The sequence below is a fragment of the Solibacillus palustris genome (assembly GCF_022549215.1).
GTDB lineage: Bacteria > Bacillota > Bacilli > Bacillales_A > Planococcaceae > Solibacillus > Solibacillus daqui.
In genome coordinates, this window is the sequence record NZ_JAKZFC010000002.1 from 456,435 (window position 1) to 482,363 (window position 25,929).

The following is a 25,929-nucleotide window of genomic DNA, read 5'->3' on the forward strand; positions in this document are numbered from 1 at the left end:
AAGTTTATGAGAAATATTTGCGAATCATCAGCGTTATCCAATTGAATTGGTTATTATTTTGAAGATTGTGTATTAAGCCATAAATTATAGCTACCCTTGGGTTTGAAGCTTGTAATTCCTCTATTAATAGTGTGACAGATTCTTGCTCAAGTTGATTTACTGTCACTTCCTGTAGCCGTTGGAGTTCTTCGGTTAGCTGATTTATAGACAAAGGAATTTCATTATTGCTTGTAAAATCACTTTGTTGTAAAAAAATTAATTGGCTTTGGGTTGCAATGATTGTTGTTTTTTCTACTAATGTGTCAGCAAGTTTTGAAAAATCAACCTGATTCATTACTAATTTTCCATCAAAAACAATTTGTAAATAAGCTTGAACCATTCCATTAATTACAACTATAAGATCATAAAGTTTTTCTCGAATTTCTTCACCGTAAATTTCTATAAGCAATTTTGCCAAGTTTTCATTTGATAAATTTACGAAATACTGAATACGTTCGATTAATTCTTCACTAATAGTTTTGATTTTTTCTTTCATGAGAATTTGTGCAAATCCTGTATATTGTGAGAGTATTTTAAACGTTTGCTTAAAATATAAATGTAGCTTTTGGGACGGGTCTATTTCAGAATTGACTGCTTGGTCAACTCCTTTGATAATATTGTTCAAAAAATGTTCAATAATTGAATAAACGAGTTCTTCTTTCGATTTGAAAGATAAATAAAAGGCCCCTTTTGAAATACCGCAATGCTCTGTTATTTGTTGTACTGATGTCGCCTCGATTCCTTTTTCTGAAAATAGGGTAATAGCTGCATCAAGTATTAGTTGCTTTCTTGTCATAATAATTTACCGCCCCTTTCGTTTGACATGTGACCGGCTAGTCATTATTATAGAATGGTGGTTACATATAGTCAAGAAAGGTAAGGTGAAACCGTGAAGGGCTTAGTTAATTTCGTATTAAAAAATAAGCTAGCAGTATGGTTGTTAACAATCATCATTGTTTTCTCTGGTATTTATTCGGCTTCTCGAATGAAAATGGAGTCAATTCCAGATATTTCAATTCCGTACTTAATTGTAATGGGTGTGTATCCTGGTGCGACACCAGAACAGGTTATGAATGAGCTTTCAATTCCTTATGAAAAGGCAGTTGAAAGTTTAGAAGATGTAAAAGCGGTGTATTCTACATCAAGTTCAAATGTTTCACAAATTCAAGTGGAATATGAATATGGCGTGGATATGGATGAAAAGAAACGCCAACTAGAATCGGCATTAGATAATGTTACGATTCCTGAAAGCGCACAAGAACCTTCAATTATGGCAATCAGTATGAATATGATGCCAGTCATTGCGTTATCTGTTAGTAGTTCAGAGGAAGACATCACAGAGTTAACTTCAACAGTAGAGGACATAATTTTACCGAAGTTAAACAAAATTGATGGTGTTGCTTCTGCGACTGTAACAGGTCAACATATTGAACAAGTTGCGTTCACATATGATGAAGAAAAAATGAAAGCATTGGGCTTGACTGAAGATTCAGTGAAGCAAATGATTCAAGCAAGTGATTTAGCGGTTTCATTAGGTTTATATGAATTTGAAGATGGTGAGCAAGCGGTAGCGATAGATGGTAAGTTTAAAACAGAGGAAGACTTAAAAGAAATGTTAATCCCTGTGACGCCATCTGAAACAAACCCAGTACCATTTGTAAAACTTGGGGATATCGCAACGATTGAAAAAGTAGGTAAAGTTCAGTCGGTGTCTCGTACAAATGGTAAAGATGCAATTTCAATTCAAGTGGTTAAAGGTCAAGATGCCAACACGGTAACAGTTGTAAACGCTGTGAAAAAGTTAATCGAGGAAGAGCAAGATTTAATTTCAGGATTAAAAATTGATATTTCGTTAGACCAAGGAAAGCCAATAGAAGATTCAGTATTTACGATGATTGAAAAAGCGGTATTCGGTGGATTAATCGCGGTATTAATTATCCTATTATTCCTACGTGACTTCAAATCTACTATTATTTCTATTATTTCTATTCCAGTATCAGTATTCATGGCATTACTGTTACTGCATTGGATGGATATTACATTAAATATTATGACGCTAGGTGCGATTACGGTAGCGATAGGTCGTGTCATCGATGACTCAATCGTAGTGGTTGAAAACATTTACCGTCGTATGCATTTAAAAGATGAAAAATTAAAAGGCCGTGCATTAATTCGTGAAGCAACGATTGAAATGTTCAAGCCAATTTTATCTTCAACATTAGTAACAATTGCCGTATTCGCACCGTTAATGTTTGTTGGTGGTATGGTGGGCGAATTATTTATTCCATTCGCATTAACAATGTCATTTGCATTAATCGCTTCATTAATCGTAGCGATCACAATTGTACCAGCACTTTCTCATACATTATTCCGTAAAAAAATCTACGGTGAAAAATCAGAAAGTCAGCACAAAGAAGTTGGAAAACTAGCTACAACATATCGTAACTTCCTAGAAAAATGTTTAAATCATAAATGGATTACTTCAATCATTGCGATTGTCATGTTAGTTGGTTCTTTAGCGTTAACGCCATTAATCGGCTTCAGCTTCATGGGATCTCAAGAAGAGAAGGTCATGTATTTAACTTACACACCAGCAACTGGTGAGTTAATCGACGATACGTTAGCGAATATTGAAGTTGTTGAAAAAGAATTAATGAAACGTGATGATGTTGATATTTTACAATTATCTGTAAACACGGAAACAACAACAGATGCATCGGCTATGATGACAGGTGGCGCAGCTGGTGGTGGATTAATGTACTTAATCTTTGATCCAGACATGGAGGATTTCCCTGCTGCGAAAAAAGAAGTAGAAGAGTATATTTTTAACATTGGTCAAACTGGCGAATGGAAAACGCAAAACTTCGCAATGGGTATGTCTTCAAACGAAGTAAGCTACACATTGTATAGTGAAGATTTAGATAAGCTAAATGATGCGGTGAAACAAGTTGAAGGCGTATTAGTCGATATCGAAGGTTTAGAAGATATTAAATCGAACGCGTCAAATCCATATGTAGAGCATGTGTTAAAAGTAGAGCAAGAGAACGTATTACAATATGGTCTAACAACAGCTCAAATTTTAATGGCATTACAAACAAATAATTCAAAAGAAGTATTAACTACAGTTGAATCGGATGGTAATGATATTGATGTAATCGTTCAGCGTGAAGCTAAATCAGCTTCGGCGAACATCGATGAGTTACTAAAAACACCAATTCAAACGATGACAGGTCAAACAATGACAATTGGTGACTTAGTAGAAGTTGAAGAAGGTACAACATTAAATTCACTTTCTCGTCAAAAAGGTGAATACTTTGCAACGGTGTCTGCAACAATAACAGACAAAGATATTTCAAAAGCTACATCTAGTGCAGATGAAAAAATTGAAGACTTAGACTTACCTAAGGGTGTAACAACTGGGGTCGGTGGTGTTGCAGCAGATATGGCTGAAACATTCACTCAATTAGGTGTAGCAATGCTCGCTGCAATTGCGATTGTATACTTCATCTTAGTTGTAACATTCGGTGAAGGTTTAGCGCCGTTTGCAATTCTATTCTCATTACCATTCGCGGTAATTGGTTCTTGGGTAGGATTATGGGCAACGGATCAAACGATTTCGGTGTCTGTAATGATGGGCTTACTGATGTTAATTGGTATCGTTGTAACAAACGCCATCGTATTAGTAGACCGCATTATCCATATGGAACGTGATGGTATGAACATGCGTGAAGCCATTTTAGAAGCTGGAGCAACACGTTTACGTCCAATCTTAATGACAGCAATTGCGACAATTGGTGCGATGTTACCAATGGCATTTGGTGGCGGCGGTGGCGGTCTGATTTCAAAAGACTTAGCAATTACGGTAATCGGTGGTTTATTATCATCTACATTATTAACATTAGTCGTTGTTCCTATCGTTTATGAAGTTCTTTCAAAACTGATGAAGAAAAATCGTAAAGATATGGAAGAGAATTAATAAAATATTTGAAGCCTGTATGGAGAAAGCTTCCGTACAGGCTTTTTTAGCACTAAAATTAAGAATGGAAGCGAATAAGTGGTGAAACTCTACGGAGCGTTTGTTGTAGCACAAGTGATTTAGATATAAAGTAAGTATATGGAGGGATGTTGATGAATAAGGAAAAGATTGGGCAACTTATTATGACATTGCGAAAGCAAAAAGGATTGACGCAAAAGGAATTAGCAGATGCGTTATATTTATCCGACCGAACAATTTCGAAATGGGAACGTGGTCAAGGTTGCCCAGATATTACATTACTAGCCCATTTATCAACCATCCTCGAAGTAAATATCGAAACACTACTAGATGGTGAAATACAATCGAATGACTTTGTAGGAGGAAATATGAAAAAATCTACTTATTATGTTTGTCCAAGCTGTATGAATATCGGACTTTCAACAGGAAATTTTGAAGTCGCTTGCTGTGGGCGAAAATTAGAAGCGCTAGAGGCTGTTAAAGCGACGGATGAACAAAAATTATCGGTGGAAGAAATTGATATGCAATGGTCGATTACTGTCGAACACCCGATGACAAAAGAACATTATGTTTCATTTGTGGCATTTGCAACGGGCGATCATATTCAGCTGTACAAACAATTCCCTGAATGGGCATTGCAGGTCAATATTCCGAAGAAAAAACACGGGATATTATTGTGGTTTGATACGCGAGATGGGTTGCTTTATCAGTATATTTAACTTTTTCAGCGGGTATCCAAACACAATTACGCCAAGGTATTATTGATTTAGAAAAAGCAGTGTCCAAAAAAATTGGATGCTGCTTTTTATTGTACTTGAATTGTTTTTAATAATGGAAAATTAGTCGTCTACGTTCTTGCAAACTTGCGTGAACGTTTTGAATTTATGGGTAATTATAGCAAATGCTAAACTTTTTATTCCTAAATTATGTATAATGGAAGTGTAAACAAATGTTTTACGAAAAAGAGGTAGGAGGATGAAAGAATGGTAACTTTTAAAAAGGCGAGTGTATTATTATCTGCAACCGCGCTATCTGTTGGCTTATTAGCACCAATGGCAAGTGCTTCAACGTTTGGAAATGAGCGTATGGAGACATTGCCAATTCAAGTCGCACAAACGAATACAACGGTAACAAAAAATGATTTAATGAAGCGTTTTCGAGAGCTATTTCCAAGTGAGTTTCAAAATGTAACCGAAAAAGATTTTCGTATGGGGTCAGGCTTCTCACGTCCTAAAGACACTACGGAGCGTTATGAACTTAATTTCTCAAAGAACATTGATAATCAATATGTATATGGAAGCTTTATATTCGTTGGAGAAACGTTAGAGTTAGAACAATTTCATTATCAACCAATAACTTCAAAGGATGTATTGTTCCCAGCAAAATATTCAAAAGATGAAGCGCAAAAAGTAGCGGACAAGTATATGGAAAGGTTCGACAAAGGTGGAGATTATGAGCTTGTACCAAATGAATATAATTATTATTCATCATCTATTTTAACGCAACCCGTTCAATACTCGTTTACGTATATGAAGAAAAAGTCTGGTGTAACGATTTCAGACCAATCTATTAGTATAGGTGTATTAGGGGATGGGACAGTAACATCTTATTATAAAACAACACAAAATGGCACAGGTAATTTTACGTATGATGATCCGTCCAAGAAACAAAGTGAATCAGTCATTGCCGGCCGTTTACGAGATGCATTAAAAGCGCAGTTGTCATACCAGATTGAAACGGATTATTCAACAGGGGATTACACAGTAAAGCTTGTTTATCAACCGAATAGCCAGGTGACATCAGGTGTACATGCTCTAACGGGTGAATGGCTAACAACGGAAGGGCTATCCTCAACGTTATCAAATCAAGCGATTACACCGATTGTGACGGGAGCATTAGCGGCAAAACAGCCGAACTTAACATCCGAGCAGGCAAAAGCGATGGCGCAGAAGTTGCTTGCAACAGATCAAAAAGGTGTTAAATTATCGATTGAGTCCATTGAAGAGACAACAACCGAGACTGGTAAGGCAGTATATAATATTCAATATATGTATCAATATAGAAATGGTGGGACAGGCACTGTATTAACAATTGATAAAGTAACAGGGGAAATTATTAATTATAGTGATATTAAAAATAGCATCGAAGTACAAGAGGATGACAGTAATACAAAAGGAGAATTAACACGACAACAGGCATTAGAAAAGGCGATTGCATATGTAAAAGAATGGGTACCTTCTTATGCAAATCAGTATGCATTACCAGTAGATGAGGGCTTTTATGAGAATTATAATGACAGTTATTATCTTACGTTCCCACGTATTGTAAATGGTTTAACGGTAGTAGGAGACCAAATCTCAGTAAGTGTCGATGCAAAAACAGGGGATTTATTAAGTTTGTATGTGAACGCGTATGATGATATCGAGTGGCCAGCAGCGACAGATATTTTGACACAACAAGATGCAACAAAATTGTTGAAAAATCAGTTAAAGCTGAAGTTACAATATGTAAACCATCCAAAAGTGGAAAATGAGCAGCATTATAGCTTAGCCTATCAACCGGTCTTCAAAGAAGGCTCAAATGCTGTCATTGATGCAAAAACAGGGGAATGGTTAGATGCTTATGGTATGGCTAGTTCAGATAAGCCGACAATCGAGCATCCAACAGCTGCGGAAGAATTAAATTATTTAATTCATGCAGGTATTTTAGAGATAGATAAAACATTCAATCCAGATGCGCCCGTTACAAAAGAGGAAGCGCTAAAAGTTTTACTGAAATCTGTAACATATATGTATTATAACTCTAGATATAATGAGTTTGAAACGACGAATCAATCGTTTACGGATATTGCGCCAGATCATGCTTTATATCCATTTGTAACACGTGCATTGAAAATGGGCATGCTTGACGCGTCTACTAAAACGTTTAATGCGGCTGCATCCCTTTCAAATCAAGAACTAGCAAAATGGGTAATTGGTTCACTGAAGCTAAATAAACCAGCACAACTTAGTGATATATATGAGTTAAATTACAGTGATGCTGCACAAGTAGATAAGGAACTACGTGGCTATGTTGCATTAGCGTATGCAATGGGATTACTTGAAGCGGAAAATAATCAGCTGAAGCCAAAAAGTGAAGTAACGTATGCACAATTAGCACAAGTGACAATTCGTTTAGCCCATAAGATGAACGAATATCAGATTGACAACTATTAATAAGTGCATGGGCGAGCAAAGCGCCCAATAAATGTAATAATTCCCATGCTATCCAAATGGCAAGGGGATTATTACATTTGTAAGTGACAAATACAACACACCTTCTACTAAATCAACTGACATGAGACAATCATGACAGTAATTTAGTTGCGGTTTTTTTACGAAACAATCAGAACTTCGCCTTTTATGGCAGTCTCGTATTGAAGCTTTTCAAACGAGTGGCGAATAGTAAGCCCCAAATATAAAAAATAACGCACCTTTTAGGTAAGTAAGACGAATAGCCATCTATCTGAAATTTATTTCGGATAGATGACTATTTTGCACATGTGGCTTGGATATTTTTCGACTAAGTCATGTAATTATTTGGAATCTTGGATTGATGATGGATCGGTAAATTCGGCAGCTCTGTCAATAAAGTCACTAGGTATTGATAGAAGTCGTTACCATTAGCTTTTGATGTTTCAGTAACAGCAAAACTTAACCGATCGCATTTGCTTTAGCACCAGCTTCACTAGCAGAGAAAAGCCAGTTTTTTAAGCCGTTCACACTATGACGAGTTGCATTTTCAGCTGGATTATTATCAATATCAATCCGACCATCGAACAGAAAAGTTTTTAACTCAAGTACACGATTTAATGTGTATTCGGAGCTTATGGAGACCCAAAGTATGACGTATCATTGGCTATACGCTCAAAACCCAATGCTTTTGAAATTGAAATAGATTAAGAAATTTTTTTTGTAGGTTACGGGGAAAAGATTATTGATGAAAACGTATATGATTATTTTGTAAATGGATTATTTGAATTCTTTTAATTTTTTGTTCTTCAACTATTGGGGGCTTTAGTTAAACAAGATCATCATTTCGATGGTCTATTTTTACGTCTAAGACATCAAAAAGGCTTCGGTGATCCATTATGAAATGTTACACTTAAACTAACGGGCAGTATAGTTGAAGAAAGGACATAACATTAAATCGAAAAATAAAAAAATTAAAGACAGACAGGAGTTAGATACGATGATAAAAGGTTTCGGAGGAATATTTTGGAGAACTAAGAATATTGATGTTGTAAAAAAATGGTACGGTGAAGTGTTGAAGATTGATTTAGAAATTTGGAATGGGACTGTGATTAAACCCCAATTAGGAAATGAGACTATCTTTTCTTTCTTTACCGAGGATGACAGCTATTTTCCAACAGAACAACAAGTGATGTTAAATTTCCAAGTACATGATCTAAACGAGACTATTAAGCATCTTGAACAAATTGGTGTACCACTTGAAAAGGAAAAAGAGATTAGTGAATTTGGAACGTTTATTTGGATTAAAGATCCTGAAGGTCGACTGATCGAGCTGTGGGAGAAATAACGGGATGTGAACATTTGTTATTAAGCTAACGATGGCAATACTTGAAGAACATTGCGATTTTGGAACAAAATTTTTTGTATAATATAAAGTACGTTCTTCAATTATTGTGCTGAAGTAGTTTACTTAACGGATAAGGCATTGTGAAAGAATGTACTTAAACTAACGGGGGCTTTACTTGAAGATCTTTGAGTTGCATATGCAGCTCTTTTTTTATTATTGAACTAAAGAGGCAGGTTAGTTCAATTAGAAATTACTGGAATAATAATCTGATTGTTGTTAATGTTAAGATATCTATAGTTAATAACTATAGGAAAATCGAAAGAGGTGTGTGGATTATGTTAGTACATAAGGTTGATAATGAAGTTTCTTTGAGATTATTTAATAAAGATGATTCAGAAGAGTTCTATGATTTAACGATTAATTCAAAGGCTTATTTAAAAGAGTGGCTTGGTTGGCTCGATTATACAAAGAGTATAGAAGATACTGCACAAAATATTCAATCAAGATGTAATGAGCTTGTTGAAAATGGGGGATATCCACAATCATTTGCAATTATATATAATGGGGAAATTGCTGGCACAATCGGATTTAATGAAATAAATAAGGCTAACAAATTAGGTGTTGTGGGATATTGGTTGGGTGAAAAATTTCAAGGGAAAGGTATAATGTCTAAAGCATTCAAAGCAGTAATTGATTACGGATTTAATGACCTTAAACTAAATCGAATTGAAGTTAGAATCGCAGTTGAAAATAAAAAAAGTAGAGCGCTTCCTGAAAGGTTCGGTTTCAAAAAGGAAGGGGAAATAAGACAAGCAGAGTGGTTATATGACCATTATGTAGACCACGTTATTTACGGGGTCTTGGCAATTGAATGGAAATAAGCTATTCAAATGTTAAACACCCTACTTCAACTAACGGGAGCTTAGTTAAACAAGACCATCATTTCGATGGTCTATTTTTATGTCTAAAACATCAATTAGGCTTCGGTGATCCATTGTGAAATGTTACACTTAAACTAACGGGTAGGTTAGTTTAAGATTCGCTTTCCGGAATAATCAATCTTTAATTTGAAAATAGTAGTGATAAACAGGTAAAACCTCGAATTTTGAGCAAAAATATGCTCAAGATACGAGGTTTGTTTTTACCTAGAAATTAAAAATTGTCTACCGGTTTTTTATATAAGTTTGCATTTTAGTTGAAGAAATATTTATTTTACAAATAGACATAAAAGAACATACATTCGTGTTATAGTTTATTTGATAATACTAACAAGGGGGATAATTGTGAAATTAAAAAACATTAACATTCAAGAACGAATGAAACATTACAATGTGCAAGGTTTAAGTATTACATTGATTGAGGGCGGTGAAATTAGTGGAACAGATAATCACGGTTTATTAGAAGTGGAAAGCAATAGAAAGGCAAATGAAGATTCTATTTTTAGTGCGTGTTCAATTAGTAAGTTCTTAACAGGAATACTTGTAATGAAGCTAGTAGAGGATGGACTTCTTGATTTAGATGATGATGTGAATGGAAATCTTAAATCGTGGAAAGTACCAGAAAATGATTTTACTAAAAATAAAAAAGTGACATTGAGGAATTTACTAAGTCATCAATCTGGAATTAAAGACCCTGAAGGTAGTTTTCCTGAACTGATCTCGAAAATGGGTGTTACTTCGATGGTTGAATTATTAGAGGGGAAAACCCTTTATTGTAAAACTCCTATTGACGTCAAGTGTGAACCAGAAAGTGAATTCCATTATTCGGATGCAGGTTTTTGTATTATTCAACAACTTATAGAAGATGTTACGAAAAAACCATTTCATCAAGTTATGAATGAGGAAATATTTGAACCATTAGGAATGGCAAATAGCTATTTCAATACAACAATGTTGGAAGTAGATAGACAAAATTTTTCTGGTGGTCACAACAAAAACGGTGAATTAGTAGATGGAAAATTTCCTATATATCCTTATCCAGCGGCTTCTGGATTATGGACAACTTCTTTGAATTTAGCTGAATTAGTTCTTGAGTTAATGAATGCTGTAAAAGGTGAAAGCAAGGTTGGTATTTCGGAAAGTTTAGCAAAAGAAATGATAACCTCACAAAGAGGTAAAAGTTGGACTGGATTAGGTTTGTTTCTTGAAGGCTCAGAAAAAGAACTAGAAATTACATCACTTGGTTGGGGAGTGGGTTTTCAATGTATGATGGTGGCGTATCCGTATTTAGAAAAAGGTGCAGTCATAATGACGAATGCAGAATTAGGTGTTCATCAAATGGAAGGTATTATAGGAGAAATATACAAATCACTTTTATCTTAAAAAGTGTTAAGGGAGGAGAAATATGCAGATAGCCTTGGCAAATCCAACTCATATATCTGAAGTTGTATCGTTCTTCAACGAAAATTTAGAACGCAATAACAGTGCGGTCTATTCTGAAGAGTTTTTTTGTCCTTTTGGAGTTAAAGCAGCCATAAGAAGAAATCAAATGATAGTGGCAACAGTAGAAGGGCAAGTGGTAGGGGCTTTTCGGTTTTACCGAAAAAAAACTCAAAACAGAATATCTTTATACCAATTTGCGATTAGTGAAATTTATCGCGGTCAAGGGTTATTAAAAAAGATGTTAAAAACGATAAATGATTTACCTATCATTTCATTATGTCCGACTGATTCCGATTTTAATGATTATTATGATAAATCAGGATGGTATTTACAAGAACAAAATGAGGAATTTAATGTATGGATTTTTAATGACTGAACACGTTTTTCCTTTTACCTAATAAGTAATATAGTCATTATCTCAAGGATACATGGCTGGATTTATCAGAAGATAATCCATACAGCCAATTTTTAATTACGGTAATGGCTGGTGTTAACCAATTAGAACGAGATCTTATCCGTATGCGCCAACGTGAAGGGATTGATCTAGCTAAGAAAGAAGGTAAGTTTAAAGGCCGTTTAAAGAAATATCATAAAAACCACGCAGGATTAAATATGCAGTAAAGCTTTATAAAGAGGGAGATATGACTGTAAATCAAATTTGTGAAATTACAAATGTGTCTAGGGCCTCATTATATAGAAAGCTATCGGAAAGGAACAGTTGATGAGTTATACCAAAAATCGGAAATATATAATAGAAAATAAATTTTATAAAGAGGTGGAATTATATGCCTAAAATTGACAATATGTTAGCAATTCTATGGATGCTTCGTTCAGGTGAAAAAATTACTGCAAAACAAATTTCAGAAAAGTTAGAGATGAATATAAGGACTGTGTATCGTTATATTGATACAATTTCAACAAGTGGCGTACCTATAATTTCAGAACCAGGACATAACGGTGGATACACTTTATTGAATACTTTTATTGAGGCTCCTCTTTTTTTTGATTTTGAGGAGCAAACTTCACTTTATCATGCTGCTGTTTTTGCAGAAGAAGCTGGATATTATGGTGGCGAAGCACTAAATAGGGCTATTTCAAAGCTAAGCAAATATTCAAATCAAGAGCAGGAAACAAAGATAAACCAACATTTAACTAGTCTTGAAGTAATAAGCCGATTAAGTTCACTCTCTATGGAACCTTTTTTGAAGGAGTTGGAGCAGGCCGTAGCTGACAGGTACTCAGTAAAAATTCTTTACCATAAAAGTGGCGAAAAGCAATTAAATTATAGATTGGTCGATCCGTACAGAATTATCTATTGGAATAACAAGTGGTATGTGATTGGATTTTGTCATCTTAGGAATGATATCCGTAGTTTTAGAGTAGACCGAATTGAAAGTCTAACGCTAACCGAAAATAAGTTTAACCGGCCAGAAAATTTTTCAGCACGTGACTTTTTTATAAAAAATCTTCTTCCAACTATAGAAGATAAGGAAGGGATTATTTCTTTGGTTATTAATGGGGATAAAAGTGTATTGGCTGATATTTGCCAACATTGGTTTTTAGGACATTATTTACAAGAACGGACTTCAAATCAAGCAGTTTTTCTTCTTGAAAAAGATATGATACATACATATGTACCTTATTTACTTTTACCGTACAATAAATCTATTAAAGTTATTGAGCCAATAAGTCTTAAGAAAAGACTTATTGAAGTTCTGTCGGAACTAATAAAATTTCATCAAGTATGATAACTTCCCTGACGTTAACTGTCAGGGAAGTTATTTTATAATAGTCTATATCAATTGTGATTGGAGTGTTATTGGATGCAAACAAAAAAAGTTTATCTTTATGTTTTTAATACAATGTCAGACTGGGAATATGGATATTTAATTGCTGAACTAAACTCAGGAAGATATTTCAAAAAAGATTTAGCACCTTTAAAAGTAATTACAGTAGGAGCTAATAAAGAAATGATTACTACTATGGGAGGACTGAGCATAAAACCAGATATTTCCCTTGATGAATGTATTCTTGAGAGTAAAGATCTTTTAATTTTACCAGGAGGGACTACTTGGAGTGAAGAAATTCATCAACCTATCTTGGAGAGAATTGGCCAAGCTTTAAAGCTTGGCACTATTGTTGCTGCAATTTGTGGTGCAACTGATGCCCTCGCGAATATGGGATACTTGGATACTAGAAAGCATACAAGTAATAACTTAGAATATACTAAAATGGTATGTCCTAACTATAAAGGAGAAAAGTTCTATGAGTTGGGATCTGCGGTATCTGATGCGAATTTAGTTACTGCATCAGGAATAGCTCCTCTGGAATTTGCAATGGAGGTACTGAAAAAAATAGATGTATTTACACCAGATGCATTACATTCATGGTATAATCTAAATAAGACTCATAAACCTGAATACTTCTTCCAGTTAATGAATTCAATAAATAAATGAAATAAATAAAAAGCTCAATTTCTCTATTTTGATTTGCAGAGAAGTTGGGCTTTTTAATTTGGAATACCCTTATCGTTGTAAATCCGCATTTTCCTGACGCTACCCCTAATTGATCTTGAAAGTCATAAGATAGAATATATTCAGTATAAAACAGGTTATTTATAACGTTCAAATTACCTATACAATAGATGTGGAATTATTCCCTCACTCAAAAATCAAACCCACGAATTTTGAAAACTCGTGGGTTTCTTTTCTTTTTTAAAATCGATGTTTATAGCATACGTTTAATCAAACTTTATTCTAAAGCTACATTTTGAACTAACGGGGGCTTTACTTGAAGATCATTGAGTTGCAAATGCAGCTCTTTTTTCTTATTCAACTAACGAGGCAGTTTACTTCAAGAAGGAGTTATATTCTATTTCGTAGAATTAATAGTTAAAAGTATATAAAGGAAGTGGAATTAATGGACGTAAATACCGATTTTTTGAACATCAATAAGGAAAGCTGGGAGAAATCAGCAGAACGTTTTTTTGGAAGAACTGCTCTTCCAGAATATGGTCCCTTTTCTTTGAGCGAAGAACAACTTAAATTATTTGGTAATATTTCAAATCAAAAGGTATTAGATATTGGGTGTGGTAGTGGGCACTCGTTACAATATATGGGTAACCATGGAGCAAATGAACTGTGGGGATTAGACCTTTCAACAAAACAAGTAGAAACAGCTAATAAATTGCTGCGTAATCAACAAGTCAAAGTATCATTATTTGAGTCTCCAATGGAGGAAAATCCAGGATTACCAAGCAATTACTTCGATATTGCTTATTCTATTTATGCATTAGGGTGGACTGTTGATTTACAACGTACATTGTTAAATATCCATAACTATTTAAAGCCAGGTGGGATTTTTATCTTTAGTTGGGAACACCCTATTCACGACCGTTTGAAATATGAACAGTCATCGTTTACCTTCAATAAATCTTACAATGTAGAAGGTCCCGAATACAACGAAGCGTGGCATAATAATGTTGTAATATATCATAGAAAATTAAGTACATATATTAATACTTTAATCGAATCTGGTTTCACAATTGAAAAAGTCATAGACGATGTTATGCTACCTGAAGACGAATCTTCGGATAATCCTTCAAGATGGTACTCAACTCAAAAAGCAGAATTAGTACCTGCAACTTTTATAATAAAAGCATCCAAAAAGCATTAAAAAAATTATCCCTATATATTTATTCAACTAACAGGGCTTTACTTGAAGATCATTGAGGTGCATATGTACCTCATTTTTTCTTATTGAATTAACGGGGCAGTTTAGTGCAACAAGGGGTACCTTCAAAATTTTGGGGATTTACAACGCTAAGTTAAGAAATGTGACCAAAATAACTTATGCTAAACTTTAGTAAATTTTTTAAGAAAGAAGGAACATAATGAATTATATTAAATCTTTACGACAACACATTGGTACAAGACCAATAATTGCACCAGGGTCTGCAATTATTGTTTTGAATGAAAAGAATGAAATATTATTACAATTACGTTCAGATACAAATGATTGGGGGCTTCCTGGTGGCGGAATGGAAATTGGAGATAGTTTTGAAGAAACCGCTCAAAAAGAATTATTTGAAGAAACAGGATTAATCGCTCAAGAATTGATATTAGTTGGATTAGCATCTGGAAAAGAATTATATTATAAGTTCCCTCATGGGGATGAAATTTACAATGCAACTGCGATTTATAAAACTACAAGTGTAACTGGTACTATTAAGAAAAATGAAGAAAGCAACGCATTAAAATATTTCTCTTTAGACAAACTTCCTAATCTAAATTATACAACTTTAAAGTTACTTGAAAAGGTTGGCTACATTTAAAGTGATTAATCTGAAACAGTTATTTCTTTAATTTAATGGCCTGCTATAATAATTAGTCATAACAGTATCTTTATGAAACTTAGAAAATAATCTATAGAATGAACTGTATTAATATAAATATTAGTACTTACTAATTACTCAATAACGTTCCCAAATGTAAGCTAGGGAACATTTCCAACAGCGACAAACACTAATTTAACAGTGTTTGTCGCTGTTTTTTAAAGAGAATAACGCTTTGAGACTGTGCGAAAAATTATATTTAAACAGGACTGTTCGATTCACTTGTTCTGAATGGATCGAACATATAAATAGAATCTCAATGAAATGTTACCAAAGGACGATTTGGGGTCTTTTTGTTTTTTTGTATAGAAATGGTAAATGTGATTATGTAATAATTAATTAACATACATGAATTTCCAAATGCTAAAAATGCATTTTAAATTTCTATCTTGAAAGGAGACGAAAATATGAGAAAAAATATAGGGATAATTAGTTATATGTTAATACTAGTTCTTTTTTTACTATCTATGGGATTAACAAATTCAATAGCTGCTGAGAATGAAACCAAAGACAATAATATAACTTGGGATTTAAATAATATTGAAACTTCTGCAAGTACAGAGGAATTTGTAATAACTGAATATGTCGATGAGCTGAAATTGGATAAAATTAAACAAAGTACAACTTCAGAATCAAAACGGTTAAAAGCAAAAATTGAATATCGTCTTTTAAAATTGGATTATAAAGGTTCGTTTATAGATACGGGAATTTATAATATTTTGGAAGGTTCAAAGGGGAAAAATAAATCTGACGGCAATCTATACGGTTCCATTAGTCCAGGTACTTATAAAATTAATATCACCAATTTAAATGATGAGGATATACAAGTTCATTCTGAAAGAATTTTGGTTGATTAAACTGACAGAGTGCGTTAGTGCAACAAGGATTTATAAAATAAACTTAATAAACGTTCCCAAATCAAAGATGAACTGCAGAGTATTGATTTAAATTAGATTAAAAAGAGGGATAGAATGATAAATAAAAGTTCAATAGAAGTAAGTTTGTTTAAGGTTTATATTTGGGTTGTTTCCTTTTTAAAGCCATATTTAATGAAGGTTTTCCTATTAATCATTTGCGGAGTAGTAATCTCTGTAAGTGAACTAATAATTCCCAAAATGTTTGGATATTTTATTGACGATGTTTTAAAAAATAAGAATATAAATTTATTTGTTTATTGCCTATGTGCAATTTTTTTAGTATTACTACTAAAATTAATCGCTACAGCTTCAAAAGAATATTTGCAACGTTACATCCAAGAAAATAGTGTGAGAGATTTGCAGTGGAGTATTGTAACAAAATTACGAGTTCTTGGTGCCAGTTATCTTGAGAAAAACTCTACAGGGACAATACTTGCGTTAGTAAACACTGAAGTTGCAGCTTTACAAGAGCTATATAGAAGATATTTCCCTGAAATGATACAACATGTTTTATTTGTTACTATCTCTATTTATCTCATGTTAGATATTAGTCTTTATTTAAGTATTTCAATAATACCTTGTATATCTCTGTACTATTTATTTGGCCCAAGGATTGAAAAGAAGGCTTCTAATATTGGACAAAAACTAGCAGATAGTCAAGTGAATTTAGGACAAAAGTATTATGAAAGTGTCTCTTTACTCAAAGAACTGAATGTGTTTAATAGCTTTGAATGGGATTTAAATAAAACATTAAAAGAGGTAAAGAACAACACAAATTTATATTCGAAGCGGTATTGGTATGCATATTTAAGAGGATCGATTCGACGTTTTACTTATTATTTTGGAGCGATTATTCTTATAATATTTGGATGTTTTTTAATAAGTGAAGAAACTATAACAGCAGGTGAGTTTGTTTCATTTTTACTACTATATTTAGCTACGATGCATAAATTAACATCAGTAATTACTCTTTTAACGGAACAAAAGATGCTCATGTTTCAAGCGAGTAAACTTTATGAATTTGCCCACTTTGAACCAACAATTACTGAAAAGGAAGGTGCTATACATTTAAATAAGGTAGAAGGAAATATTAATTTCGAAAATGTATCCTTTAGTTATACTCCTAATAATCCTATATTAAAAAATTTAAGTTTTAATATTAAGTCTGGGGAAAAAATAGCATTTGTTGGAGAGTCAGGATGTGGAAAATCTACAATTGCAAAGTTAATGATACGTTTTTATGACAGTAATAATGGGGAAATTTCCATAGATAGCAATCTTATTAACTCACTGAGTTTGGAGACGATTAGACGATCAATTGGAATTGTCTTTCAAGATGTTTATATTTTTGGATCTACTATAAAAGAGAATATTTTATTTGGAAATCCAAGCGCAACAGAAGAAGAGTTAATTGAGGCATCAAAGGCAGCTTATTTACATGACTATATTATGGAATTACCGGATCAATATAATACGAAAGTTGATGAAAAAGGGGATACATTATCAGGTGGACTCAAACAACGAGTGGGCTTGGCAAGACTGTTTCTAATGAATCCATCTATAGTAATTATGGATGAACCAACCTCTGCTTTAGATAATATAACTGAAAAACATATACAAAAATCTTTAGATCGTTTTCTAATAGATAAGACCGTAATAACCATTGCTCACAGATTAAGTACTATTCGAGATTATGATCGAATATACGTACTTGATAATGGCATAATTGCAGAATCTGGTCCACATGAGCAGTTACTAGCAAAGAATGGGCTTTATAAGAAATTTATTATACAAACGAAAGAAGCTGGGCTCGTATGAAGAATATGCATTGGATTTGGAATTATATTAAAAATCAAAAGTTCTTCTATTTCACTTCTATTATTTTATTAATCATTGAATCCATAAGCTTTGTTTATTCAATCACCTTGCAACAATATATTATTGATCAAATAATTATGGGATCAAATTTTGGTGAAATTTTAAAATATGTTCTATTAATTGCATTATGCTATTTAATATTCATAGTGTTATTTGTTGTTAATCCATATATTCAAAGTAAAATTCATGGTCGTATTAAATATCAATTAGTTGAGCAAGGCTTATCAACTTTATATAGTACGCCAATAAATATAATTCAGAAAGAAAGAAATGCTCGATATGTACATTTTTTTACAAATGAAATACCAATTGTAGCAAGATTAATAGGTGAAGATATTACGGATATTATAAAGCACTTAGTAAGTACCATTATTATATGTGTTTTATTTTTAAAGGCTTCTCCTATCCTTTTCTTTTCTATTCTTATTTTATCTCTTTTCTATATTAAAACTGGAAAAAAGTTATCCAATGAGCAAAAAAAAGTTTCGAAAGATATTCAAAATAAAAAATCTTCACTACTAATTGTATTGGAAGAATGCATAACATCTACTCGTGATGTGATCGCAAATAATCGTGGGGATTGGGAAAAAGCAAGATATCAAAACCGTTTTATTCAATATTTTAAATGTATAATGATGGAAGGGAAGTTAAAGATAAAAATGGTGTTTTCATTAGAATCTATAACTTCCATTGCACAGCTAATTGTAATTGGTTATGGGGGATACCTTGTATTTAAGGGGGGAATGTCAATTGGATTATTAGTTGTGATCTACCAACTGACATTAGAACTGCTCCACTCGTTTGTAAAAGTATACAATTTAGTATTTTCATTTTCAGGTAAGATGGCTTCAGTTGAAAATATTAGCAATTGGTTTAGTACAAAACCAAAGCGAACAGATAATACTAAAACAATTTCCTCAATTGAGTCATTAACAACTAATAATATCTCTTTTCGTTATAATTTAGGGGGAAAATTCATATTAAAAAATTTTTCTATAGATATACCAATCGGTAAGAAAATAGCTTTTGTTGGACTTAGTGGTAGTGGGAAATCAACTATTGGAAGTTTACTTGAAAGCTTATATGAGGTTGAAGAGGGAAGTATAATGGCAAATAATATCAATATTAATGATATTTCTAATGATACATGGAAATCGAAAGTTAGTATTGTTTTTCAAGATCCATACATATTTCCAGGTACTATAAGAGATAACTTATTACTGGGGTATAATCGAATTACTGATAATCAAATAATAAATTTAGCCAAAGCAATGTGTATTGATAATTTTATCCAGAAATTGCCGGATAAGTATGATAGTTCACTAGGGGAGCGTGGAATAACTATTTCAGGCGGTGAAAAACAAAGGTTAGCATTAGTTCGTGCCTTAATTAGAGATCCAGAGGTATTAATTTTAGACGAGTCTACATCGGCATTAGATGTAAATACAGAAAAAATCATTCATAAAAATCTTGCAATAATTAGAGATAATAAAACTACAATTATTATTGCTCATCGACTCTCTACTATTAAAGATTCAGACATTATATTTGTTATCGATAAGGGGGAAATTGTAGAACAAGGTTGTCATTCAGAGTTATTAAATAATAAATCATTATATTATGAATTAGTGATGAATGAAATGAAAGATAATAATTCTTTAATATATCAATAAAAAAATTATAGGCCTTAGAATTTTACGTGAGCTAGGTCTTTTTTTGAAAGTCTAGGGTATAATCTGCATTTTTAATCGTTGCTAAACTTCAACTAACATGGGCTTTAAATGAAATATGATCTTTAACAATCGGACGCGTTTATACAGAAACGCGTCTTTTTTAATTGAAAAATCAATTAATAAACATCCTTATCCAACTAACGGGTGCTTCTTTGAAGTTCATTGAGTTGCTTACGCGGCTCTTTTTTCTTTATGGAATTAACGGTGCAGTTTAGTTAAACAAGATGATAAAATAATGTTAGTACAAGCAAACAATCGAGGTAAATTATGAAATTAACATTGGCTACAAACGAAGAAATCAATATCCTACATTCAAAATATAAAAGATTTAACACTTACCTTCTTGAAAAGCCAAGTGAGTTATACAATCATATCGGTATTATGGACGTATTCAATCGTATTCTTACTGAAGAAGAGGCATCTGAGTTATTGGGAGAAAATCATAATTTAAAGTATGGTGCAAATTTCTTGGATACTTTTACGCAACTTTTTCATCTAAAAGAGAGTGAAGTGTATGTACACATTTATAAAAAAGGATTGAGTAAAGAAGCATTCAAATATAAATTAAGTTGCTTAAATCGGTCGGAGGCGAATCTCTTTCGAAAATTGTTTTCCCACAGTAAGGGTATTTATAAAATAGGAGATGTGGAAGCCCTTGTCTTTTTAACGAAACTCTCAGTAACTGAACTATACTTCGCAGATTTTTTCTTTCCTTCTCTGGATTCAGTAATAATAGGGAATTATGATTTGTCGTTCCCTATTTATTCTAAGACGATAACCGGTTTTAATAAATGCAAAGAAATTATTGAAGAAAACAGCTTATTTATACGACAATAGGAAATGAACAATGATAGAAGTATGGATTTCTTGTTTCACTAACGTGAAGCCTATTTATAATTCTGGAGGATATTTATACGTCTTTAGGTGCGTGTGATTTATCAATTTAACCTCAGGTCTAGAAGATATTTCATAAGTCATTCGATCCTTCCCTAATGAAATATTATGACCGCCATCAGTTGGTTCAATTTCAAAAGTAATTTGCAAATCAAAGCCTCGGAAATGATTTCTTTTAGTTTCAATCAATTCAATTTTCCACGGAGTTACATGTGGTGAAACATCCTTAAAAATCTTCGGATAATAATAGTTAGTCAAATCTTTTTCGATATAAGGGGTAAGCATTAACATTAGCATATCCTGTAATCTAAGCTCTTCAGAGTCCTGAGTTGGTCCAACTGATGAAACGATTGTTGTTTGAATAGGAGTAATAAGAACAAGGGATAGTATAAAAACGATTAACATCCTTTTCATTTTTTTCAATACACCTCTTTAGGACTTCATCTAATTAATTGTATTGTTACCTTATCAGAATAAAGTATGTGCTTTTTCAACTAACGAGGGCTTACATTATACACTTGGTATAGTGATGAAAAGGGGGCTTATAATAATTCCCTTTTACATCAAAAGTGCCGAAACACTTATAAATCAACGTTTCGGCACTTTGTGTTATGCATATTTCATGGGGAAATATCACTTTTGGGATAGCCCCTTCCCATCTTATTTTAAGTATTCTTCAACAAATTCAACTGGGACATATGTTTTATTTGCTTCTAACAATACAGGTGCTACAGGAAGTGGACGTAATGCTTTGTTAAAACCAAATATTTTTTCTCCGCGTGTAATAGTGTAAGTTAAATTTCCTTTTGATAGAATGGCACCTTTACTTATCGGCTCAACTTTATATCCTAGTTTTTCAGCAATCAAGCGTAACGGAACCATCTTTGTTCTATCTACCTCATAAAAATCAGCCGCGATTATGGCTTCAATTTCTGCTGCAATGGTATTTTCAGTATCATCAAGAATGATCACCTTTGAAGGTGTTGTTTGAGCAGGGACACTTTCTGTTGAGGTTGTATAAAAAACAACTAAGTGCTTCTCTGCTAAATCTTTAGCTGTAACTTTCTCCCCCTTGGCGTTTAGAAGCTCAGTTTTTTCACTTATGTTTAATTTTAAAATATCATAAGTATTTGTTAAGTTTTCATAGAAGTAATCAACTTCAACTAATCCAGCTTCCTCTGTTTCGACAATGACAACGTCAGGATTGAATTTTGGTGGATAAATTAATGTTTGCGGCTTGTTTGCAAATGTATAAGCTACTATTTTATCCCCCTTTTTAAGTTCTGCTTTCTTACCTGTATTACCGAACACTAGTGTATCTTTTGATATCTCTAAAATGTTCGTTTGATCACCATCTTTTACAGTGTAAAATTTAATATTTTCACCATTTTTGATATTCTCAACTGTTCCGTGCGTATTGTTGAAAATGTGAACAGGATCGATTTGAATTTGAGGAACGTTTTGTTCTGTTTTTGTAGGATTTTCATTTGCCGAAGCGACTGGTACTACTACACTTCCAAATAATAAAGCTGTCATTGCTGCTGCAGGTGCATATTTTTTCATGTTCATAAAATCTCTCCTTAATATGTGGTTCACAGTAGTAGTAGCTTTAAATTGGTAAAAGTTTCATCAAATACAGGAAATATATAGTAAAACCCACCAGAAAACCTACACTACTCACCATCTATTTTTACTTAATTTTTTTACTGGTGCTTTACCAAAAATTGCTACGATTTTTTTTATCGTTTTCCTGTGTCTTTTAATTCTTCACGGAAAAATTCTGCTACTAAAAAAGGTGACTTTACTTTTCCAACAGTAACAATATCACCTGGTTGAATGTTTAATTCACGTAGATATTTAGGATTTTTATTCAACTAACGGGGCAGGAACGTTTAGGTCACGCTAATGCGAAAATCACGTTAGAAACGTATGCTCATCTCGTTCCAAATGAAGATAACGATTTAGCGGATATTTTTGAAAAAGCACTGGAAAAAATCTCGTGAGCATTTTGTGAGCTTTCAAAAATAATGGTCTCGACAAGTCTCGAACTTGCGACCCCACCTTGTCGAATTTATCTGGCTAAATAAACCGAGTTAAATTCAATTAAGTAAAATAATCCTGATTTAATAAGTATTTTGGGACAGGCAAAAACATTTCAGTTAAATAAAATCAGAACCTACAATTTGATTAATATTAGTCTTAAATGTAAGTTCCATTTGAGTGTAATAATATAAATTTTAGTCAGGTATACTGATTTAAAATATTATTTAACTTTTCCTTCATACATTCAATTAATTCAGATGGACTTTTAATAAAAGCTTCTTCACCAAAAGTAATAATATAATTACAAAAAAAGTAAATATCACTTTTTGAGATATTACCTTTCAAAATTCCAGTACCATCATCTCTTTTAGACAACTCTATATTTGCCCATTTTTCCGATTTATACATTTCCACTCCCTTGTTAGTTAGTTCCACATTTAATTGGTATGTATATTCTTTAGTATTAATAAGGTTAAAACGATTTTTTAAATAAATATTTGATAAATCTATAGGGCGACTATTTTCATCACGTTCTACGGATTTAATACGATCACATCTAAAGACTCGATAATCCTTATTTAAAAAACTATAAGATGGACAATACCACTTTCCTCCATTTGCATAAATACCAATTGGCTGAATACTTCTATTAGTTATTTCCCCATTTTTTTCATATTTTATTATAAGTACTTCCTGTTCCATTGATGCCTCCAATAATCGCTTTAAAAACGGGATGTTTTCTTGTTGGGAAACAGATACAAAATCAATTCGATTTTTCATTTTATCAATCGCATCTCTTATATCTCCAGAAAGATTTAAATAAAATTTCTTTTTAATAGATTCATACTCAGTATCGAAAGGAAGGGAAATGTAGTGTCTTAAAGCATGAATCGCAAAAAAAATAGAGATAGCTTCATCTTCACTAAAAGCAATTGGAGGGAGAATTCTTTCATTTAGGACTTGATAACCACCATGAGGGCCTGCTTCAGAATATAATGGGACACCCATCTCACTTAATTCTTGCAAATCTCTCAAAATGGTTCTTTTTGAAACCCCAAATTCATGAGCTAATTCCCTAACGGTAAATCTTTTCTTTCGATTAACCATCATTATCATTTCATTTAATCTTTTTGCCTTAGACATGCATACCTCCAAAAAATAACAGTGACATAAGTTGTCACCATTATAATATATAATCACAAATAGATAAAGAATAAGGAGGATATGATTATAATTAGAAATTTCTAGCAAATACTACGGGAGTAACTGGAAAAATGTTATTGCAGCTGTCTTAGAATTATCAATTGAATGGATTATGGAGGAATTAAATATGAATGTAACAATTTTAGATTTTATTAAAGAATGGAATTCGGAAGCAATGCTAACTCAAAAAGTGTTGGATGGTTTAACGGATAATTCATTAAATCAAAAAGTTTATCCAGAAGGTCGTACTTTGGGAAGGATTGCGTGGCATTTAACGACTAATATCCCAGAATATTTAGCAGATTTCGGGTTGAAGATAGATAGTTTTGAAAATGGTGAGAGCGTCCCTACATCGGCAAAGGAAATCGCTGAAACCTTTAAGAAAATAAGTTCTTATGCAGCCGAAGTTATTGAACAACAATGGACAGATGATTCTCTGAAACAAGTGCAAAATGCATTTGGAAGGGAAGAATCGAATGCTCGAATTTTAATGGGACTAATTAAGCACATTGTTCATCATCGTGGACAAGTTACTATTCTTATGCGTCAAGCAGGAATAAAACCTTTTGGGGTTTATGGTCCGCCAAAAGAAGATTGGATTCATTTTGGGGTGGAAAATCCACCACTTTAATAATATTGTGCTAATGGAGCTTTTCACTAATAAGGTTTCTTCAGCAATCGGGCCAGATTGTGAAATAACACTTCTTAATAAAAATTAGGTCCGCTAACCACTTCACCATTTCTTTAAAAACAATATTTATACTCATTTCAGCCTTATTACCGATAGCATATTAAACGATTATCCTTTATGGTTAATAGGTCGTAAGATAAACTATCAGGTATATCCTGCAAATATATGAAATGATAGGTGGAAACAATGAATTATCAAGTTTTATTATATTACCATTACACGAAGATTGAAGATCCAGCTGCGTTTTCAGCAATGCACTTAGCAATGTGTAAAGAAATCGGTTTAAAAGGTCGTATTTTAGTAGCTAATGAGGGCATTAACGGTACTGTTTCAGGTACGATTGAGCAAACAGAGCAATACATGGCAAACATGCAAGCAGACTCATTATTTGAAGGCATTGTCTTCAAAATTGATGCGGCAGATGACCATGCATTCAAAAAAATGCACGTACGCCCACGTCCTGAGTTAGTAAACTTAGGCTTAGAAGAAGACGTAAATCCGCATGAATTAACAGGTCGCTACCTGTCACCAGAACAATTCCTTGCTGAAATGCAAGATGAGAATACAATAGTATTAGATGTGCGTAACACGTATGAATACGATGTCGGCCATTTTCGTGGCGCGATTCGACCAGATGTAGAAAACTTCCGTGATACACCGGAATGGGTACGTGAAAACCGCGAGCTATTTGAAGGGAAAAATGTTTTAACATATTGCACGGGTGGGATTCGTTGTGAGAAGTTTTCAGGATGGATGAAACGTGAAGGCTTTGGCGATGTCGGTCAATTACATGGCGGTGTTGCAACGTACGGAAAAGACCCTGTTGCGAAAGGCCAATTATGGGACGGTCAAATGTACGTATTTGATGAGCGTTTAACGGTGCCAATCAATCAAGTAGAGCGTGTGATTATCGGTCGTGATCACTATGACGGTGAACCTTGTGAACGTTACATTAACTGTGCAAACCCTGAATGTAACAAGCAAATCATAGCATCTGAAGAAAATGAAGCAAAGCATTTAGGGGGCTGTACAATCGAATGTACAAAGCATGCACGCAATCGCTACATCGTGCGTCACAATTTAACAGAAGAGCAAGTAGCTCAAACAATTAAGGCGTTACAAGCATAAGCATGAAAAGCTCTAAACATAAAAAACGACATTAAATATCTTTTATAACCTCAACCA

23 protein-coding genes and 1 pseudogene are annotated in these 25,929 nt (G+C 33.2%); 18 read left to right on the top strand and 6 right to left on the bottom strand.

Translation table 11 applies throughout. The features are described 5' to 3' along the window. Nucleotides 1–4 precede the first annotated feature (4 nt). A complete protein-coding gene (locus tag LZ480_RS09255) occupies nt 5–835 on the bottom strand; it encodes a TetR/AcrR family transcriptional regulator (RefSeq protein WP_241369124.1) in 831 nt (276 codons plus the stop codon). Nucleotides 836–928: 93 nt separating this feature from the next. On the opposite strand from LZ480_RS09255, the gene LZ480_RS09260 reads away from it, so the two are divergent. The 3 genes from LZ480_RS09260 (at nt 929) to LZ480_RS09270 (ending at nt 7,248) form a co-directional block, all read left to right on the top strand. Further along, nucleotides 929–4,015: an efflux RND transporter permease subunit gene (locus LZ480_RS09260; RefSeq protein WP_241369125.1), complete on the top strand. Its 3,087-nt coding sequence runs from the start codon at nt 929–931 to the stop codon at nt 4,013–4,015. Nucleotides 4,016–4,167: 152 nt separating this feature from the next. Continuing rightward, a complete protein-coding gene (locus LZ480_RS09265) occupies nt 4,168–4,752 on the top strand; it encodes a helix-turn-helix domain-containing protein (RefSeq protein WP_241369126.1) in 585 nt (194 codons plus the stop codon). Between the two features lie 264 nt (nt 4,753–5,016). Beyond that, on the top strand, nt 5,017–7,248 hold the full coding sequence (locus LZ480_RS09270; RefSeq protein WP_241369127.1) for an S-layer homology domain-containing protein: 2,232 nt from the start codon (nt 5,017–5,019) through the stop codon (nt 7,246–7,248). Between the two features lie 477 nt (nt 7,249–7,725). Here the strand turns inward: LZ480_RS09270 and LZ480_RS09275 are convergent, their stop codons facing one another. Beyond that, nucleotides 7,726–7,917: an IS66 family transposase gene (locus tag LZ480_RS09275; RefSeq protein WP_332844034.1), complete on the bottom strand. Its 192-nt coding sequence runs from the start codon at nt 7,915–7,917 to the stop codon at nt 7,726–7,728. A 346-nt stretch (nt 7,918–8,263) separates the two neighbouring features. On the opposite strand from LZ480_RS09275, the gene LZ480_RS09280 reads away from it, so the two are divergent. From LZ480_RS09280 to LZ480_RS09340, 13 genes and pseudogenes are all read left to right on the top strand, one after another. Beyond that, nucleotides 8,264–8,611, top strand: a complete 348-nt coding sequence (locus LZ480_RS09280; protein WP_241369174.1) for a VOC family protein — start codon at nt 8,264–8,266, stop codon at nt 8,609–8,611. Between the two features lie 335 nt (nt 8,612–8,946). After that, nucleotides 8,947–9,492, top strand: coding sequence for a GNAT family N-acetyltransferase (locus LZ480_RS09285; RefSeq protein ID WP_241369128.1), 546 nt, complete (start codon nt 8,947–8,949; stop codon nt 9,490–9,492). Between the two features lie 402 nt (nt 9,493–9,894). Continuing rightward, nucleotides 9,895–10,932, top strand: coding sequence for a serine hydrolase domain-containing protein (locus LZ480_RS09290; protein ID WP_241369129.1), 1,038 nt, complete (start codon nt 9,895–9,897; stop codon nt 10,930–10,932). Between the two features lie 22 nt (nt 10,933–10,954). Beyond that, nucleotides 10,955–11,368 (top strand): GNAT family N-acetyltransferase, encoded by a 414-nt coding sequence (locus LZ480_RS09295; RefSeq protein ID WP_241369130.1) that lies wholly within the window; start codon nt 10,955–10,957, stop codon nt 11,366–11,368. A gap of 41 nt (nt 11,369–11,409) precedes the next feature. Further along, nucleotides 11,410–11,714 (top strand): annotated as a pseudogene (locus tag LZ480_RS09300) (helix-turn-helix domain-containing protein); the annotation flags it as partial. 63 nt (nt 11,715–11,777) lie between these two features. Continuing rightward, entirely contained in the window at nt 11,778–12,740 is a 963-nt protein-coding gene (locus LZ480_RS09305; RefSeq protein WP_241369131.1) for a helix-turn-helix transcriptional regulator, read from the top strand. Nucleotides 12,741–12,815: 75 nt separating this feature from the next. After that, on the top strand, nt 12,816–13,448 hold the full coding sequence (locus LZ480_RS09310) for a type 1 glutamine amidotransferase family protein (protein ID WP_241369132.1): 633 nt from the start codon (nt 12,816–12,818) through the stop codon (nt 13,446–13,448). A gap of 463 nt (nt 13,449–13,911) precedes the next feature. Then, nucleotides 13,912–14,667: a class I SAM-dependent methyltransferase gene (locus tag LZ480_RS09315; RefSeq protein ID WP_241369133.1), complete on the top strand. Its 756-nt coding sequence runs from the start codon at nt 13,912–13,914 to the stop codon at nt 14,665–14,667. 217 nt (nt 14,668–14,884) lie between these two features. Further along, entirely contained in the window at nt 14,885–15,325 is a 441-nt protein-coding gene (locus LZ480_RS09320) for an NUDIX hydrolase (RefSeq protein ID WP_241369134.1), read from the top strand. A 467-nt stretch (nt 15,326–15,792) separates the two neighbouring features. Next, the gene (locus tag LZ480_RS09325) at nt 15,793–16,242 is read left to right on the top strand and encodes a hypothetical protein (protein WP_241369135.1); all 450 of its coding nucleotides are present in this window, start codon (nt 15,793–15,795) and stop codon (nt 16,240–16,242) included. A gap of 114 nt (nt 16,243–16,356) precedes the next feature. Then, nucleotides 16,357–18,120, top strand: a complete 1,764-nt coding sequence (locus LZ480_RS09330; RefSeq protein WP_241369136.1) for an ABC transporter ATP-binding protein — start codon at nt 16,357–16,359, stop codon at nt 18,118–18,120. Continuing rightward, complete coding sequence (locus LZ480_RS09335) at nt 18,117–19,853, top strand: ABC transporter ATP-binding protein (RefSeq protein ID WP_241369137.1); 1,737 nt, start codon at nt 18,117–18,119, stop codon at nt 19,851–19,853. Before LZ480_RS09330 ends, LZ480_RS09335 begins: the two co-directional genes overlap by 4 nt. Before the next feature lie 327 nt (nt 19,854–20,180). Beyond that, nucleotides 20,181–20,750, top strand: a complete 570-nt coding sequence (locus tag LZ480_RS09340; RefSeq protein ID WP_241369138.1) for a hypothetical protein — start codon at nt 20,181–20,183, stop codon at nt 20,748–20,750. Between the two features lie 54 nt (nt 20,751–20,804). On the opposite strand, the gene LZ480_RS09345 is transcribed toward LZ480_RS09340, so the two are convergent. The 4 genes from LZ480_RS09345 to LZ480_RS09355 all read right to left on the bottom strand — a co-directional run bounded on the left by LZ480_RS09345 (nt 20,805) and on the right by LZ480_RS09355 (nt 23,993). Continuing rightward, nucleotides 20,805–21,221, bottom strand: a complete 417-nt coding sequence (locus LZ480_RS09345; protein ID WP_241369175.1) for a DUF3888 domain-containing protein — start codon at nt 21,219–21,221, stop codon at nt 20,805–20,807. A gap of 246 nt (nt 21,222–21,467) precedes the next feature. After that, nucleotides 21,468–22,376, bottom strand: a complete 909-nt coding sequence (locus tag LZ480_RS09350; RefSeq protein ID WP_241369139.1) for a copper amine oxidase N-terminal domain-containing protein — start codon at nt 22,374–22,376, stop codon at nt 21,468–21,470. A 170-nt stretch (nt 22,377–22,546) separates the two neighbouring features. Beyond that, nucleotides 22,547–22,681, bottom strand: coding sequence for a DUF5839 family protein (locus tag LZ480_RS19990; protein ID WP_332844028.1), 135 nt, complete (start codon nt 22,679–22,681; stop codon nt 22,547–22,549). Nucleotides 22,682–23,048: 367 nt separating this feature from the next. Beyond that, the gene (locus LZ480_RS09355; protein WP_241369140.1) at nt 23,049–23,993 is read right to left on the bottom strand and encodes a helix-turn-helix transcriptional regulator; all 945 of its coding nucleotides are present in this window, start codon (nt 23,991–23,993) and stop codon (nt 23,049–23,051) included. Between the two features lie 187 nt (nt 23,994–24,180). Between LZ480_RS09355 and LZ480_RS09360 the strand changes: the two genes are divergently transcribed. Beyond that, nucleotides 24,181–24,684, top strand: coding sequence for a DinB family protein (locus LZ480_RS09360; protein ID WP_241369141.1), 504 nt, complete (start codon nt 24,181–24,183; stop codon nt 24,682–24,684). A 246-nt stretch (nt 24,685–24,930) separates the two neighbouring features. Continuing rightward, nucleotides 24,931–25,872, top strand: coding sequence for an oxygen-dependent tRNA uridine(34) hydroxylase TrhO (gene trhO / locus LZ480_RS09365; protein ID WP_241369142.1), 942 nt, complete (start codon nt 24,931–24,933; stop codon nt 25,870–25,872). Nucleotides 25,873–25,929: the final 57 nt, after the last annotated feature.